This window comes from Pseudomonas sp. S2_A02, assembly GCF_054668495.1.
This window is the reverse complement of record NZ_CP162776.1, coordinates 2,173,998-2,189,130: the sequence shown is the minus strand read 5'-3', so window position 1 is coordinate 2,189,130 and position 15,133 is coordinate 2,173,998. Positions and strand designations below refer to the sequence as shown.

Here is a 15,133-nt window from a genome sequence, read left to right as displayed (position 1 = left end):
CCAAAAATCGACGCATCCGGTTCCCACGATAGGCGTCGTCGGGGCTCAGAACAATACCAATAAAATTTGCACGGAGACTTGCCATGAGTGCGCCCGACACCCTCATTCCCAAAGCCACGGCTCGCCCGGGACCCTTCGATTGGTACCACAACATCAATAAGCAGGAACGTCGTACGTTCTGGAGCTGCAAGATCGGCTATGGCCTGGACGGCATGGACACCCAGATGCTCAGTTTTGTGGTGCCAACCCTGATTGCCATGTGGGGCATTACCACTGGCGAAGCCGGGCTGATTCACACCAGCACCCTGATTGCCTCGGCCATCGGTGGTTGGGTGGCGGGGATTCTCTCTGACCGCATCGGCCGGGTGCGTACCCTGCAACTGACGGTGCTCTGGTTCGCGTTCTTCACCTTCCTCTGCGGCTTCGCCCAGAACTACGAACAACTGTTGATCAGCCGTACGTTAATGGGCTTCGGTTTCGGCGGTGAATGGACCGCCGGTGCCGTGCTGATGGGCGAAGTGATTCGCGCCAAGGACCGTGGCAAAGCCGTCGGCATGGTGCAATCGGGCTGGGCGTTGGGTTGGGGACTGACGGCGATTCTGTATGCGCTGCTATTTTCCGTACTGCCGCCGGAAGACGCGTGGCGGGCGCTGTTCATCCTCGGCATCGTGCCGGCGATTTTCGTGATCTTCGTCCGTCGCCTGGTCAAGGACCCGGAAATCTACCGCGAAGCCAAAGCCAGGCAAGAACCAAGCAACCCGGCCAAGTTCTACGAGATCTTCGCCCCCGGCATCCTTTTCACCACGATCCGCGCGTCGATCCTGACCACCGGCGCCCTCGGCGGTTACTACGCGATCACTTCCTGGTTGCCGACCTTTCTGAAAAACGAACGAGGCTTGAGCGTACTCGGCACCGGTGGTTATCTGGCGATGGTGATCGTCGGGTCCTACGTCGGCTATGTGATCAGCGCGTATTTGACTGACATCCTCGGTCGTAAAAAGAACTTCATTCTGTTCGCTGTTGGCTCGTTCACCATTGTTCTGCTGTACACCCAATTGCCGGTCAGCAACGGCGTGATGCTCTGGCTGGGTTTCCCTCTAGGCTTCTTCGCTTCGGGGATCTTCAGCGGCATGGGCGCGTTTTTGACTGAGCTGTTTCCGACGCGGATTCGCGGCTCGGGCCAGGGTTTTTGCTACAACATCGGTCGGGCATTGGCGGCATTGTTCCCGCTGCTGATCGGCTTGCTCAGCCAGAAGGTGCCACTGAGCGTGGGAATCGGTGCCTTCGCGGCGGTGTCCTACGGGGTAGTGATCCTGGCAGCCCTGAGCCTGCCGGAAACCCGTGGCAAGCAACTCGACGCTCAATAACCGAATATCCGGTAACTGATAATCTGAGGGGCACATGTCCTTCAGTTAAGAAGATAAAAGCCTACAGGAGTGTTCACCGTGAACCGCCTGCTATTGAACTGCGACATCGGCGAGAGTTTCGGTAACTGGACCATGGGTCTGGACGCCGAGGTCATGCCCTTCATCGACTGCGCCAACATCGCCTGCGGCTTCCACGCCGGCGATCCGAGCATCATGCGCAAGACCGTCAGCCTGGCCCTGGGCCACGGCGTGCAGATTGGTGCTCATCCGGCCTATCAGGATCTGGTGGGGTTCGGTCGCCGATCCATGGCTTACACCGCCCAGGAACTGCAGGACCTGTTGCATTACCAGATCGGCGCTCTTGACGGCATTTGCCGGGCACAGGGTGGGCGGGTGAGTTACGTCAAACCCCACGGCGCGATGTACAACGACATGATGGCCAACCCAGCGCAACTGCGCGCGGTGATTCAGGCCGTGGCAGCCTATGACCGGACGCTGCCATTGATGCTGATGGCGACCCGCGACAACAGGGCCGCGCAGCGACTCGGCGATGAATATGGCGTGACGTTGTGGTTCGAAGCCTTCGCCGATCGCGCTTACGACAGCGCAGGCAGGCTGGTTTCGCGGCAACTGCCGGGCGCCGTGCATCACGATCCCGAGAAAATCATCGAACAGGCGTTGATCATTGCCCGCGGTGACAATCTTACGGCCAGCGATGGCAGCGCCTTGCACCTGCAGGCCAACACCTTGTGCGTACACGGCGATAACGCCAGTTCGGTGGCCGCTGTGCAGCGCATTCGCGAAGCCTTGAATCAGCAGAGTGCATCATGAAACCACGGGTGGAAGTGGTGGCCCTGGATTGCATGATGGTGCGTCTGTTCGATGAAATCAGCGAAGCCAACATGCCGTGGATGCTCGCCGCCAGCGAGCGTTTGCGAGAGGCATTCGCCAACCATTTGATCGATCTGGTGCCGTCCTACACGACGTTGATGGTGCATTACGATTTGATGGCACTGAATTCGGCTCAGGCGCGGGAGTTGATTGCTGAAGCTTTGATTGATCTGTCCCCCAACGCTCGGGCCAGCGGTAAATGCCATGTATTGCCGGTCTGGTATGACCTGAGTGTCGGCCCGGAACTGACGTTGCTGTCTCAGCGCAGCGGATTAACGGTGGAAGAGGTGATCCGTCGCCACAGCCAGCACGAGTATCAGGTGTTCGCATTGGGCTTCGCGCCGGGATTCGCCTTCATGGGGTTGGTGGAGGAAGTATTGGCTGCACCGCGTATGAATACTCCGCGCAAAAAAGTGGCTGCCGGCAGTGTTGGTATCGCCGAACGCCAGACGGCGGCTTATCCGGTGGTGTCCCCCGGCGGCTGGAACCTGATCGGCCGTACACCGGCCAAATTGTTCGACCGCGAGCGCGACGGCTACAGCCTGATGCAACCGGGCGACACCGTGCGCTTCGAAGCGGTCAGCCATGCCGAGTTCATCAATCTGGGCGGTGATGACACGCCGTTGGAGGCCCTGGCATGAGCCGGCTGACGATTGAAGCAAGTACACCGCTGTGCCTGTTGCAGGACGCCGGGCGGTTTGGCGTGCGGCATCTGGGCGTGACCCAGGGCGGGGCGGCGGATTGGCGTTCGATGTCGTGGGCCAATTGGCTGCTGGGCAATGGGCTGGATGCTTCGGTGATCGAAATCACCCTCGGCGGGTTTACGCTCGTTGCCCAGGAAGATTGCGTGCTGGCGTTGGCCGGGGCAGATCTGGGGGCGCAGGTGGATGGCGAGGCATTGGCACCGTGGCGCAGTTTCAGGCTGCACAAAGGCCAGCAATTGCAATTCACCCAGCCGCTGCTTGGCGCTCGGGCCTATTTGGCGGCCCCGGGCGGATTTGATGCGCCAAAGGTGTTGGGCAGTAGCGCAACGGTGGTCCGTGAGGAGCTCGGTGGACTGGATGGCATGGGTCGGGCGTTGGCCAAAGATGCGCAGTTGAGCTACTCGGGGAGCTCGCTGTTACTGCTGCGGGCGTTGGCGCCCGAACAAGTGCCGGATTTCAAACTCAATGCGCCGCTGGACCTGGTGCTCGGTGCGCAGATCGGCGAGTTCAGTGGACAGAGTTTATTCGACGCGTTCAACAGCGTCTGGACCCTCGACAGTCGTGCCGACCGGATGGGCATCCGCTTGCTGGGAACGGCGTTGCAGTATCAGGGCAAGCCGATGATTTCCGAAGGCATCCCGTTGGGCGCGGTCCAGGTGCCGCCGGATGGGCAGCCGATTGTGCTGCTCAATGATCGGCAGACCATTGGTGGGTATCCGCGATTGGGGGCATTGACGCCGTTGGCATTGGCGCGATTGGCGCAGTGTTTGCCGGGGGTGAAGGTGCGGTTGAAACCGGTAGTGCAGGACGTTGCGCATCGGGAGCAGGTCGAGTATTTGCGCCGATTCCTGAATAGCTAAAAGCTTCGCGAGCAAGCCCGCTCCCACATTGGATATTCGTCGTACACAAACACTGTGTCCGCTGGAGATCAAATGTGGGAGCGGGCTTGCTCGCGAAGACGGCATCACAGACAACAAAAATCTCTATTTGGAAAGAAACCGCATCCCTTCCTCCAACCCCCGCAACGTCAGCGGGAACATCTGGTCATCAATCAAATCCCGCACGATGTTGGTCGACGAGGTATAGCCCCATGTGTCTTTCGGGTACGGGTTGATCCAGATGAGCTTCTTGTACTTCTCCTTGAAGCGCTGCATCCACACGTACCCGGCTTCTTCGTTCCAGTGCTCGACGCTGCCGCCGGCCTGGGTGATTTCATAGGGCGCCATGGCGGCGTCGCCGATGAAGATCACTTTGTAATCGGTGCCGTATTTGTGCAGCAGGTCCTGGGTGGCGGTGCGCTCGGAAGTGCGGCGCATGTTGTTCTTCCACACCGATTCATAAATGAAGTTGTGGAAGTAGAAGTACTCCAGGTGCTTGAACTCAGTCTTGCAGGCCGAGAACAGCTCTTCGCAAATCTTCACGTGGGCGTCCATCGAGCCGCCGATGTCGAACAGCAACAACAACTTGACGGTGTTGCGGCGCTCCGGACGCATCTGGATGTTCAGCAACCCGGCATCGCGCGCGGTGTGGTCGATGGTGCCGTCGATGTCCAGTTCTTCCGCCGCGCCCTGGCGGGCGAATTTACGCAGGCGACGCAGGGCGACCTTGATGTTGCGCGTGCCCAGTTCGACCGAATCGTCGAGGTTCTTGTACTCGCGCTGATCCCAGACTTTGACCGCTTTGCCTTGACGCTTGCCGGCATCGCCGACCCGAATGCCTTCGGGGTTGAAGCCACCGGAGCCGAACGGGCTGGTGCCGCCGGTGCCGATCCACTTGTTGCCGCCGGCATGGCGTTCTTTCTGTTCTTCCAGGCGCTTCTTGAACTCTTCGATCAGCTTGTCCAGGCCGCCCAGGGACTGGATCGCGGCCCGCTCTTCATCGGTCAGGGAACGCTCAAATTCCTTGCGCAGCCAGTCTTCCGGAATCAATGCCTGAAGGTGATCGTCGAGTTTTTCCAGGCCATTGAAGTAGGCCCCGAACGCCCGGTCGAACTTGTCGAAATGCTTTTCATCCTTCACCAGAATCGCCCGCGACAAGTAATAGAACTCGTCCATGTCGGCGAAGGTCACGCGCTGTTTCAGCGCGTTGATCAGGTCCAGCAGCTCACGCACCGAGACCGGCACCTTGGCTGCGCGCATTTCATTGAACAGGTTGAGCAGCATGGCATTTGCCTCTCTCTCTATCGGGGCTTAGCGAGTGCCGCGACGGCTCATGAACGCCAGGCGCTCAAGCAGTTGCACATCCTGCTCGTTCTTTACCAAAGCGCCTGCCAGTGGCGGAATGGCCTTGGTCGGATCGCGCTCGCGCAGCACCGCTTCGCCGATGTTGTCGGCCATCAGCAGCTTCAGCCAGTCCACCAGTTCGGAGGTCGATGGCTTCTTCTTCAGGCCCGGCACTTTGCGTACGTCGAAGAACACGTCCAGCGCTTCGCTGACCAGGTCTTTCTTGATGTTCGGATAATGCACGTCGACGATCCGTTGCATCGTGACGCGATCCGGGAAGGCGATGTAGTGGAAGAAGCAGCGGCGCAGGAAAGCGTCCGGCAGCTCTTTCTCGTTGTTGGAGGTAATGATGATGATCGGGCGCTTCTTGGCCTTGATGGTCTCGTCGATCTCGTAAACGTAGAACTCCATCTTGTCGAGTTCTTGCAGCAGGTCGTTAGGGAACTCGATGTCGGCCTTGTCGATTTCGTCGATCAGCAGAATCACCCGCTCTTCAGACTCGAACGCCTCCCAGAGCTTGCCCTTTTTCAGGTAGTTGCGAACGTCGTGGACCTTCTCCGTACCCAGCTGCGAGTCCCGCAGGCGACTGACCGCGTCGTACTCGTACAGGCCTTGATGGGCCTTGGTGGTGGACTTGATATGCCAGGTAATCAACTTGGCGCCGAAGGATTCGGCCAATTGCTCGGCGAGCATGGTCTTGCCGGTGCCTGGCTCGCCCTTGACCAGCAGTGGCCGCTCCAGGGTGATGGCGGCGTTGACCGCCAGCTTCAGGTCATCGGTGGCGACGTAGGCCTGGGTGCCTTCGAACTTCATCTGCTAATCCTCGAACGGTAACGCCGACCTGAACGAGGCAGGGCGGGGCGCAATAAATATTCAGACTCGACTATAACGCGCTGCCCGGTCGACTGTGAACGCAGACGGCTTATTCAGTCTCTGAATGGGGCGTCACATCTTGACTCAGTCTCGGCTGCTGGCCAGTATTGAGCTATCGCCATTTTGGCGATAGCTTGCGGGGCATGTCTACTAAATATCGATTTCGCGATACGTACCGCATTCAGCTGCGCGAGAAGGATCATCCGCCACCCCATGTACATCTGACCGGTGGCGGGCTGGACGTAATGCTTAGCCTGGAAACCGTCGAAGTGGTGGTGGGCAAGGCGCCGCCGCTGATCATCAAGGAAGCGCTGGAGTGGGTCAGGGCCCATCAGGCGCAATTGCTGGAGGATTGGAAACAATGTTACCCATGAAACGACCACGGCTGTCGGCTGTGCAGGTACTGCCGGATTACAGGCTGGCGCTGACTTTTATCGATGGCCAGCAACTGAGCCTCGATTTAAGTCGCGATCTGCGTTCATATCCAGGGCTGCAACCATTGCTGGAAGACCGTGCTTTTGAAGGCGCAGCCTTGGGTGACGATGGCTGGAGCGTGGAGTGGCCTGAACTGGATATCCAGATTGGCGCAGACACGTTGTATCTGGATGCCCTTGCGCAAAATGCGGCAGATGAAAACACCCGTATTTTCATCGATTGGCGTGCTCGCACCGGGTTGCCGCTGAATCAGGCGGCCGAAGCGCTGGGCGTCAGTGCCCGCAGTATCAGTCGCTACAGCAGTGGTCGTGAAGCTGTGCCCCGGTCGTTGGCTCTGGCTTGCCTGGGTTGGGACTTCTTGCAACAGCAATCAAGTCCGGCGCGGGCAGCCGAAGAAACCGGTCGTTACACCGTCACACGCAAGTCTTAACCGGCATCCGGCTTGGGCCGTTCATACTGGGCATTGAATGCCTGGATGAAACCGTTACGTAAAATCTGCAAAAAAGCCTCGAACGCGCTTATATCTTTCTGATGCACGCTACCTCTGAGCTGGACGCGAGTGGCGAACTGGTTTTTCGGCTGGTTCTTCAACACATTCTCGGTGCCGCCGACAAGTGCTTCCCAGATGGAGCGAAAAATCCCTTTGTCCTTGTTCTCCACGTCCTGTTGCCAATTGAACACATCGACGTCCCGCAATAGCGGCTTGATGTAGCCAGTGAGTTGGCCCTTGTTGGCTTCGGCTTCGATGACCAGGTCACCATGGCCGGCGTTGAAGTCGAACTTGCCGTAGGCCGCGGCGAAGTCATTCATGCGTTTGAGTTCAAGGTTCCTGGCGCGCAGGCGGAACTCAAAGTCTTCGAAATTGCTAAATGGATCAAAGGTCGCCAGGGTTTCCAGCGGTGCATGCCCCAGCAACAGCGCCTTGCCGTCGAATCGGGCATCGCGTTTGCCTTTGGTGTCGACCACATTGGTCAAGTTGTAAACGCTGGCATTCACCTGGGTGGCATTCATGTTCACGGGCGGTTTTGAATTGAAGTTTCGAAAGGTGACCCGGCCGTCGTTGATCCGCACTTCGTTGAGGGTTATCGGCAGCAATTTTTCCAATTGTGCCCGCCAGTCGGTGCCCTCACCGGTCTGGGAATTTTTCTTGTTGGCCCCGCCGTCGACGAAGTTCACCTCGGGTTTGTCGAACTGCGCCTCGGCCACCACGGCGTGGTCATACCAGAGCGAGTGCCAGCTGATGGAGAGGTCAATCAATGGCGCGTTGACGAAAGGCACGGGGACCTTGCCATTGACCTTGACGATTTTCAGTCCGTTGATTTTGTAGGCGCCGCGCCACAGGGCCAGGTCTACGTCGGTAATCTGCCCTCGATAGTCACCCATGTTCGCCAATCTCTCGTTGAGGTAATCGCGCACCATGTAAGGCAGGGCAATGTGCAGGGCAACCAGCAGCAGAACGAGGCCGGCGAGGGTCCACAGGGGCCAACTGTATCGACGCTTCATGACGGCAAATCTCTGGCGGTATAAAGCGATTGACTGCGGGGGTAAGCGGACGTTCGACTGACTGGACGACCACGGGTAACAGGCATACCTTGGACAGCTAATTCAACGCTGTATAAGGACCCAGCCATGAGCCGTATTTATGCTGATAACGCCCATTCCATTGGCAATACGCCGCTGGTGCAGATCAACCGTATTGCCCCGCGCGGTGTCACCATCCTGGCCAAGATCGAAGGGCGCAACCCCGGTTATTCGGTCAAGTGCCGGATTGGCGCGAACATGATCTGGGAGGCTGAAAGCAGCGGTAAACTCAAGCCTGGCATGACCATCATCGAACCGACTTCGGGCAACACCGGCATCGGCCTGGCGTTCGTTGCCGCCGCCCGCGGTTACCGGCTGGTGCTGACCATGCCGGCGTCCATGAGCATCGAACGACGCAAGGTGCTCAAGGCCCTTGGCGCCGAACTGGTGCTGACGGAACCGGCCAAAGGCATGAAAGGCGCGATCGAGAAGGCCACCGAAATCCTCGCCAGCGACCCGTCCACTTACTTCATGCCGGCGCAATTCGAAAACCCGGCCAACCCGGCCATCCACGAAAAAACCACCGGCCCGGAAATCTGGAATGACACCGACGGCGCAGTCGACGTACTGGTGGCAGGCGTCGGGACAGGTGGAACCATTACCGGGGTTTCGCGGTATATCAAGAATACCCAGGGCAAGCCGATAATCTCGGTGGCGGTGGAGCCGTTGGTGTCTCCAGTGATTACCCAGACAATCGCCGGGGAAGAGATCAAACCGAGCCCTCACAAAATCCAGGGCATTGGCGCCGGTTTTGTGCCGAAGAACCTGGACCTGTCGATGGTCGACCGGGTCGAACTGGTCAGCGACGACGAATCCAAGGCGATGGCCCTGCGCCTGATGCAGGAAGAAGGGATTTTGAGCGGTATCTCGTGCGGCGCCGCCATGGCGGTGGCTGTGCGGCTGGCCGAAACCCCAGAGATGCAGGGCAAGACCATCGTGGTGATCCTGCCCGACTCTGGCGAACGCTACCTGTCGAGCATGCTGTTTAGTGACCTGTTTACCGAACAGGAAAATCAACCGTAGGAGCTGCCGAAGGCTGCGAATTTTTGATTCTCGTGTGAAGGGGGTGATTCAGGTCAGCCCCTGTTCAGGAACCCTGTGTTAAGAAGTGCTTTATTGCGCAATCCTTAACACTGAATGTTGAGTCATGTGGGTTTTTCCCGAGGCCGGTAGTGTTTATCATGGCCGACTGCCACGTCGGGTAAATGGCGTTGTGCGGAGTTACCTATCCTCAAGGAGTCGTAGATGAGCTTTTCTTTTGTCGCGAAGGCGTCGGTGTTGCTGCTATTCCTGGGTAGCACGCTCTATGTGCACTTGCGTGGCAAGGCGCGTTTGCCGGTCCTGCGTCAGTTCGTCAATCATTCGGCTCTGTTCGCGCCTTACAACGCCTTGATGTACCTGTTCTCCGGCGTGCCGTCCAAACCCTACCTGGACCGCAGCAGGTTCCCGGAACTGGACGTACTCAGAGACAACTGGGAAGTTATCCGCGACGAAGCCATGCACTTGTTCGACGAGGGCTACATTCGCGCCGCCGAAAAGAACAACGATGCCGGTTTCGGTTCGTTCTTCAAGAAAGGCTGGAAGCGTTTCTACCTCAAGTGGTACGACAAACCGCTGCCATCGGCCGAAGCCTTGTGCCCAAAAACCGTGGCATTGGTCAGCAGTATCCCCAACGTTAAGGGTGCCATGTTTGCGCTCCTGCCCGGTGGCAGTCACCTCAACCCGCATCGTGACCCGTTCGCCGGTTCCCTGCGTTATCACCTGGGGTTGTCGACACCGAACTCCGACGATTGCCGCATCTTTGTCGACGGGCAGGTCTATGCCTGGCGTGATGGCGAAGACGTGATGTTTGATGAAACCTACGTGCATTGGGTCAAGAACGAAACCGAGCAAACCCGGGTCATTCTGTTTTGCGACATCGAGCGACCGCTGAGCAATCGCCTCATGACCCGTATCAATCGCTGGATCAGCGGCTTGCTGGGGCGCGCCACTGCACCCCAGAACCTTGATGATGAACACGTTGGCGGGATCAATCAGGCCTATGCCTGGAGCAAGAACTCAAGTGACAAATTCAGCGGTGTGGTCAAACAGTGGAAACGCCGCAATCCCAAGGCCTACCGCGTACTGCGGCCGGTGCTGGCGGTGGTAGTGTTGATGTTGTTGGGGTATTGGCTGTTTGGTTGAGGCCGATCACGGAATGAAAAAACCGCTCCTTGGGAGCGGTTTTTTTATCTGCGAGTTTTAGGGGCGCCCGGCAAGCAGACTAGGTTCTTCGGTTTCGGTGCCCGTAATGAGTATCTGTAGAAGGCGCTGCTGACTGGCCGTCAACTTCACATCATCGGATTTGTTGTCGCTGGAGGGAGAGCTTTTCTTTGTGTGAGATTTTTTGATCACTTTGCGCATATTCCCTCCAAAGCTGGTCATTAATTGAACAGTTGTCACGATACTAGGCTCTCCAGGGTTTTGACAAGTCGGCCTTCTGTATCGAAGTTAAAGCCGAGCTGTTGATAAATTGAAACAGCGCCTACGCATGGCTCCTGAACTTCGAGAAGCCGACTACCAATGACTGTTGGGGCAGCCAGATCAAGTTGATTTTGCAGGTGGGCAATGTGAACGCCTGCAAGCTTTCTAGCCCTTGACCTATACAACTGATACCGAAGATGAGTCCGTTCCCTGGGCATTTGATCTCTTGCATTCCATGTCCCCCATCACGGGCGATTTCATTTCTCCCAGAGTAAGCAGCGCTTCCCTGGCTGTCTTTACTGGCCCTTGGTCCAAGTCATTGCAATCCATGTCGAGCGCTGGTTATAGTCGGCGCTCGGTGGTTTACTGAACCACTCTTTCACCCATCAAAAAAGATCAGCCCATGCCAGCTTCTCCCATCAACGCGGTAGTCGATTCAGCGGTCAACGTTGGCGTCGTGCCGTGCGGGGATCAGCAGCCTGCGCAGATCAGTCATTACCCCCCACCTGTCAGTAGCACGCCGGTGTGCGCAGTCGTATCACCGCCAGGCGTTGGCTTTTCGGGCTGATCAGCTTTTTTCTGCTGTCCCCATGCCCATCTGAAAAGCGCCTGAAAAAACTACTGAATTTCAGCTTCGGCTGAGTTGGCTTTTTGCCTGACTACAGGTGGTATTCATGTTTGTCCTTTCGAAAAAATCCGCGCTCGCGGCGGCGTCCACGAGCCTGTTCGTTTTGCTGTGGAGCAGCGGGGCGATCTTCTCCAAATGGGGCCTGGCCCATGCGTCACCCTTTGCCTTTCTGCTGGTTCGCTTCGCCATTGCCCTGTGCGGGTTGGTGTTGTTGATGCCGTTACTCAAGCTGAAACTGCCCAAGGGCGGCAAGCCGATGTTGTATGCGATGGCCACAGGTGTGGTGTTGCTGGGGGCTTATCAGATTTTCTATCTGCTGGCTCTCGACCTCAAAGTCACGCCGGGGATGATGGCAACCATCATGGGCGTTCAACCGATTCTCACCGTTGTGATCATGGAGCGGCACCGATCAATAAGCCGGATGTTCGGTCTGGCGTTGGGCTTGGCCGGATTAATCATGGTGGTCTATCAGGGCATCGGTCTGGCCGGCATGTCGTTGGCCGGAATGCTCTTCGGTCTGTTGGCGCTGGCGAGCATGACGTTCGGTTCGATCATGCAGAAACGCATCACCGATAATCCTCTCGGCACACTGCCGGTGCAGTACCTGGCGGGGTTGTTGCTCTGCGGGATTTTCGTGCCGTTCCAGCCGTTTCACCTTGAACACAGTACGGGGTTCATCGTGCCGGTGTTGTGGATGGGGTTGGTGGTATCAGTGCTGGCGACTTTGCTGCTGTATCGACTGATCGCCCGGGGCAATCTGGTGAATGTCACCAGCCTGTTCTATCTGGTACCGGCGGTGACGGCGGTGATGGATTACCTGTTTTTCGGTAATCGATTGGCGGTGTTGAGTCTGTTAGGCATGGGGCTGATCATCGTCGGCCTGGTGTTTGTGTTCCGTAAGAGCGCTTGAAGCGAAAGGCCGCTCCAGGCACAGCTCCCGCACTGGATCTTTCGTAACACCGATCCAATGCAGGAGCTTGCGATCTTATCGGGGCCGCCGAAGAGCAAGATCAAAAGATCGCAGCCTTCGGCAGCTCCTACCGGGGGAATGCATTTCCACTGTAGGAGCGAGGCTTGCCCGCGAAGGCGTCATCAGCAATACCACATCACCACCTGGCAACCACCTCAGCCGTCTTCACCACCGCCGGCTTCAACACCAGCCACAACGCCACCGCAATCAACACCCCGCCATAAAGATGCGCCATCGACAGCGGCTCATCCAGCAACAGTGCCCCCCACAACACGCCGAACGGCGGGATCATGAAGGTCACGGTCATCGACTTCACCGGGCCGATCGAGCTGAGCAAACGGAAGTAAATAATGTAGGCAAAGGCCGTGCATACCAAACCCAACCCCAGCAACGACAACCAGACACTCCAGCCGCCCCAGCTCGCCGGTGGCTGGCTGATCACGCTGTAGCCAAACAGCGGCAGCAACAACAACGTCGCGCCGAGCATGCTGCCCAGCGCCGAAAGGCGACTGTCGAGGCCGCCGGCATGGTCGAGCCAGCGCCGGGCGAGGAACCCGGCAAAGCCATAGCAGGTGGTGGCCATCAGGCACGCGAGTGCGCCCATCAGCAGTTCCATGTTGAACGCCACCGGCCCGGCCCGGGTGAGGATGCCGACGCCTAACAGGCCGAGAAATACTCCGCCCAACTTGGCGGCGGTGAGCTTTTCATGGAAGAACAGCCCGCCAATCAACACCCCCATCAAAGGCGTGGTGGCGTTGAAAATTGCCGAATAACCGGCCGGCAGCACTTGGGCGGCAACGCAATAGAGGGTTGCTGGAATCCCCGAGTTGATCATCCCGAGCAGCATCACCGTCTTGAGTTTGCCTTTGAAATCCCAGCTGATGCGCATCAGCCCAAGGATCACCAGCAGCCCGACGGCGGCAATCGATACGCGAAAAAAAGCGGTGGGGATTGTGCCAATCACTGGGGCAATCACGCGCATGAACAGAAAGCTCGCCCCCCAAATGGCGGCAAGCGACAACATACGCAGGATATCGACGGGGTTCACAGCACTTTCCTTCCTTGATTGGCGCGCAAGTGTCGCGCCAGTCAGGGCGCAAGGCAATGGTTGCGTTGCGTCATACAGGGCCACTAAGCTCAGGCTCCAACGACAAGAACAGCCGCCGAGGTTTTACCTATGCCGCAGCAATGGCCAGCCGCCGACATCGCCCGAATGATCCTCGATGGCTTTGACGATTACCGCGAGCATTTCCGTCAGATCACCGACGGCGCCCGAGCTCGCTTCGAGCAGGCTCAATGGCAGGAGACGCAAGTCGCGTCGGCGGCGCGAATCAACCTCTACGAAGAAAAGGTCGGCGAAACGGTCGCACGCTTGCATGCGTCGTTCGCGACCGATGTGCTGATGGACGTCAGCAACTGGCCGCTGGTCAAAAGCGCTTACATCAGCCTGATCGACCTGCGCTTCGACGATGAACTGTCCGAGACCTGGTACAACTCGATTTTCTGCGGGCTGTTCAGCCACGACCTGATCAGCGACGGCTGCATGTTCATCCACACGACTCGGCCAAGCCTGCGCCGGGCCCGGGCCGCGCAAACCCGCACCTACAAGCCGCAGGGGCAGTTGTCCGGCATGCTCACGAGCATTTTTGCCGACTACCGCTTCAGCGAAGATTACGCCGACCTGCCCGGCGACCTGCGTCGCCTCGAAGCGCAATTGCGCGAGAACCTGCCGGACTGGGTCTGCAAGGATCCGGAACTGAGTGTCGAGCTGTTTTCCTCGGTGCTTTACCGCAACAAGGGTGCCTATCTGGTGGGGCGCATCTACACCCCCGACGAGCAATGGCCGCTGGTAATTCCGCTGCTGCACCGCGAAGGCCGGGGCATCCAGATCGATGCGCTGATCACCGACGAGGCGGAGGTGTCGATCATCTTCTCCTTCACCCGTTCGTACTTCATGGTCGATGTGCCGGTGCCGGCGGAATTCATCGGCTTTCTCAAACGCATCCTGCCGGGCAAGCACATCGCCGAGCTGTATACCTCGATCGGCTTCTACAAACATGGCAAGTCCGAGTTCTATCGGGCGCTGATCAATCACCTGGCCAACACCGATGATCAGTTCATCATGGCCCCCGGCGTGCGCGGGATGGTCATGAGCGTGTTTACCTTGCCGGGCTTCAACACCGTTTTCAAAATCATCAAGGACCGTTTCTCACCCTCGAAAAACGTCGACCGCGCCACGGTGATCGAGAAGTATCGCCTGGTGAAAAGCGTCGACCGGGTCGGGCGGATGGCCGACACCCAGGAGTTCGCCGACTTCCGTTTCCCGTTGAGCAAATTCGAGCCGGCATGCCTGGAGGAATTGCTCGACGTGGCCGCGTCCACGGTCTCGGTGGAGGACGATACGGTGCTGATCCGCCACTGCTGGACCGAACGCCGGATGACGCCGTTGAACCTCTATCTGGAACACGCCAACGACGCGCAGGTGCGCGAGGCGCTGGAGGATTACGGTCTGGCGATCAAGCAACTGGCGGCGGCGAACATTTTTCCCGGCGACATGCTGCTGAAAAACTTTGGCGTCACCCGTCACGGTCGTGTGGTGTTTTATGACTACGACGAGATTTGTTTCCTGACCGAAGCCAATTTCCGCCACATTCCGCAACCGCGTACACCGGAAGACGAAATGGCCTCCGAACCGTGGTACTCGATCGGGCCACTGGATGTATTCCCCGAGGAGTTTCCACCGTTTCTGTTTGCCGATTCGGGGCAACGAAAGTTGTTCGATCAGTTGCATGGCGAGTTGTACAACGCTGATTACTGGAAGAGTTTGCAGGAGGCTATTCGGGCGGGGAAGGTGATTGATGTGTTTCCGTATCGGCGCAAAGGCCTCGATAACGAGTAGCCCACACCTGACACTGATCGTTCCCACGCTCCGCGTGGGAATGCCTCCCCGGACGCTCCGCGTCCGCTCTTGGGACGCAGAGCGTCCCTTGCTGCATTCC

General features: G+C 58.1%; 15 protein-coding genes. 10 read left to right on the top strand and 5 right to left on the bottom strand.

Annotation, left to right across the window (positions count from 1 at the left end; genetic code table 11):
• Window positions 1-83: 83 nt before the first annotated feature.
• From AB4O41_RS10010 to AB4O41_RS09995, 4 genes are all read left to right on the top strand, one after another.
• Complete coding sequence (locus AB4O41_RS10010) at window positions 84-1,367, top strand: MFS transporter (protein WP_460147595.1); 1,284 nt, start codon at window positions 84-86, stop codon at window positions 1,365-1,367.
• Window positions 1,368-1,445: 78 nt separating this feature from the next.
• Window positions 1,446-2,198: a 5-oxoprolinase subunit PxpA gene (locus tag AB4O41_RS10005; RefSeq protein ID WP_460147593.1), complete on the top strand. Its 753-nt coding sequence runs from the start codon at window positions 1,446-1,448 to the stop codon at window positions 2,196-2,198.
• A complete protein-coding gene (pxpB, locus tag AB4O41_RS10000) occupies window positions 2,195-2,899 on the top strand; it encodes a 5-oxoprolinase subunit PxpB (protein ID WP_460147591.1) in 705 nt (234 codons plus the stop codon). Before AB4O41_RS10005 ends, pxpB begins: the two co-directional genes overlap by 4 nt.
• Window positions 2,896-3,822 carry a 5-oxoprolinase subunit C family protein gene (locus tag AB4O41_RS09995; RefSeq protein ID WP_460147589.1) on the top strand — a complete coding sequence of 309 codons (927 nt, stop codon included), beginning with the start codon at window positions 2,896-2,898 and terminating at the stop codon, window positions 3,820-3,822. The genes pxpB and AB4O41_RS09995 overlap by 4 nt, the downstream gene beginning before the upstream one ends.
• A gap of 123 nt (window positions 3,823-3,945) precedes the next feature.
• On the opposite strand, the gene AB4O41_RS09990 is transcribed toward AB4O41_RS09995, so the two are convergent.
• The gene (locus AB4O41_RS09990) at window positions 3,946-5,124 is read right to left on the bottom strand and encodes a vWA domain-containing protein (protein ID WP_460147587.1); all 1,179 of its coding nucleotides are present in this window, start codon (window positions 5,122-5,124) and stop codon (window positions 3,946-3,948) included.
• A gap of 27 nt (window positions 5,125-5,151) precedes the next feature.
• Entirely contained in the window at window positions 5,152-5,997 is an 846-nt protein-coding gene (locus tag AB4O41_RS09985; protein ID WP_007898718.1) for an AAA family ATPase, read from the bottom strand.
• Between the two features lie 203 nt (window positions 5,998-6,200).
• Between AB4O41_RS09985 and AB4O41_RS09980 the strand changes: the two genes are divergently transcribed.
• Together AB4O41_RS09980 and AB4O41_RS09975 are read left to right on the top strand one after the other, a co-directional pair.
• The gene (locus tag AB4O41_RS09980; RefSeq protein ID WP_460147584.1) at window positions 6,201-6,431 is read left to right on the top strand and encodes a DUF4160 domain-containing protein; all 231 of its coding nucleotides are present in this window, start codon (window positions 6,201-6,203) and stop codon (window positions 6,429-6,431) included.
• Window positions 6,419-6,922 (top strand): DUF2442 domain-containing protein, encoded by a 504-nt coding sequence (locus AB4O41_RS09975; RefSeq protein WP_460147583.1) that lies wholly within the window; start codon window positions 6,419-6,421, stop codon window positions 6,920-6,922. The genes AB4O41_RS09980 and AB4O41_RS09975 overlap by 13 nt, the downstream gene beginning before the upstream one ends.
• Here AB4O41_RS09975 and AB4O41_RS09970 read toward each other — a convergent pair.
• Window positions 6,919-7,995, bottom strand: coding sequence for a DUF748 domain-containing protein (locus AB4O41_RS09970; protein WP_460147581.1), 1,077 nt, complete (start codon window positions 7,993-7,995; stop codon window positions 6,919-6,921). The two genes, AB4O41_RS09975 and AB4O41_RS09970, sit on opposite strands and share 4 nt — an antisense overlap.
• 126 nt (window positions 7,996-8,121) lie before the next feature.
• Between AB4O41_RS09970 and cysK the strand changes: the two genes are divergently transcribed.
• Entirely contained in the window at window positions 8,122-9,096 is a 975-nt protein-coding gene (cysK, locus tag AB4O41_RS09965) for a cysteine synthase A (RefSeq protein WP_460147579.1), read from the top strand.
• 222 nt (window positions 9,097-9,318) lie between these two features.
• Window positions 9,319-10,257, top strand: coding sequence for an aspartyl/asparaginyl beta-hydroxylase domain-containing protein (locus AB4O41_RS09960; RefSeq protein WP_460147577.1), 939 nt, complete (start codon window positions 9,319-9,321; stop codon window positions 10,255-10,257).
• A gap of 57 nt (window positions 10,258-10,314) precedes the next feature.
• On the opposite strand, the gene AB4O41_RS09955 is transcribed toward AB4O41_RS09960, so the two are convergent.
• Complete coding sequence (locus tag AB4O41_RS09955) at window positions 10,315-10,476, bottom strand: hypothetical protein (RefSeq protein ID WP_367374559.1); 162 nt, start codon at window positions 10,474-10,476, stop codon at window positions 10,315-10,317.
• Between the two features lie 734 nt (window positions 10,477-11,210).
• On the opposite strand from AB4O41_RS09955, the gene AB4O41_RS09950 reads away from it, so the two are divergent.
• Entirely contained in the window at window positions 11,211-12,074 is an 864-nt protein-coding gene (locus AB4O41_RS09950) for a DMT family transporter (RefSeq protein WP_460147575.1), read from the top strand.
• A gap of 196 nt (window positions 12,075-12,270) precedes the next feature.
• Here AB4O41_RS09950 and AB4O41_RS09945 read toward each other — a convergent pair whose 3' ends face one another.
• Complete coding sequence (locus tag AB4O41_RS09945) at window positions 12,271-13,182, bottom strand: DMT family transporter (RefSeq protein ID WP_460147573.1); 912 nt, start codon at window positions 13,180-13,182, stop codon at window positions 12,271-12,273.
• A gap of 129 nt (window positions 13,183-13,311) precedes the next feature.
• Here AB4O41_RS09945 and aceK point away from each other — a divergent pair, with 129 nt between their 5' ends.
• A complete protein-coding gene (aceK, locus tag AB4O41_RS09940; protein WP_460147571.1) occupies window positions 13,312-15,033 on the top strand; it encodes a bifunctional isocitrate dehydrogenase kinase/phosphatase in 1,722 nt (573 codons plus the stop codon).
• Window positions 15,034-15,133 lie beyond the last annotated feature (100 nt).

Coding starts and splice junctions, on each gene's coding strand:
- AB4O41_RS10010 (WP_460147595.1), top strand. CDS start 84: ATGAGTGCGCCCGACACCCTCATTCCCAAAGCCACGGCTCGCCCGGGA.
- pxpB (WP_460147591.1), top strand. CDS start 2,195: ATGAAACCACGGGTGGAAGTGGTGGCCCTGGATTGCATGATGGTGCGT.
- AB4O41_RS09995 (WP_460147589.1), top strand. CDS start 2,896: ATGAGCCGGCTGACGATTGAAGCAAGTACACCGCTGTGCCTGTTGCAG.
- AB4O41_RS09990 (WP_460147587.1), bottom strand. CDS start 5,124: ATGCTGCTCAACCTGTTCAATGAAATGCGCGCAGCCAAGGTGCCGGTC.
- AB4O41_RS09985 (WP_007898718.1), bottom strand. CDS start 5,997: ATGAAGTTCGAAGGCACCCAGGCCTACGTCGCCACCGATGACCTGAAG.
- AB4O41_RS09980 (WP_460147584.1), top strand. CDS start 6,201: ATGTCTACTAAATATCGATTTCGCGATACGTACCGCATTCAGCTGCGC.
- AB4O41_RS09975 (WP_460147583.1), top strand. CDS start 6,419: ATGTTACCCATGAAACGACCACGGCTGTCGGCTGTGCAGGTACTGCCG.
- AB4O41_RS09970 (WP_460147581.1), bottom strand. CDS start 7,995: ATGAAGCGTCGATACAGTTGGCCCCTGTGGACCCTCGCCGGCCTCGTT.
- cysK (WP_460147579.1), top strand. CDS start 8,122: ATGAGCCGTATTTATGCTGATAACGCCCATTCCATTGGCAATACGCCG.
- AB4O41_RS09960 (WP_460147577.1), top strand. CDS start 9,319: ATGAGCTTTTCTTTTGTCGCGAAGGCGTCGGTGTTGCTGCTATTCCTG.
- AB4O41_RS09955 (WP_367374559.1), bottom strand. CDS start 10,476: ATGCGCAAAGTGATCAAAAAATCTCACACAAAGAAAAGCTCTCCCTCC.
- AB4O41_RS09950 (WP_460147575.1), top strand. CDS start 11,211: ATGTTTGTCCTTTCGAAAAAATCCGCGCTCGCGGCGGCGTCCACGAGC.
- aceK (WP_460147571.1), top strand. CDS start 13,312: ATGCCGCAGCAATGGCCAGCCGCCGACATCGCCCGAATGATCCTCGAT.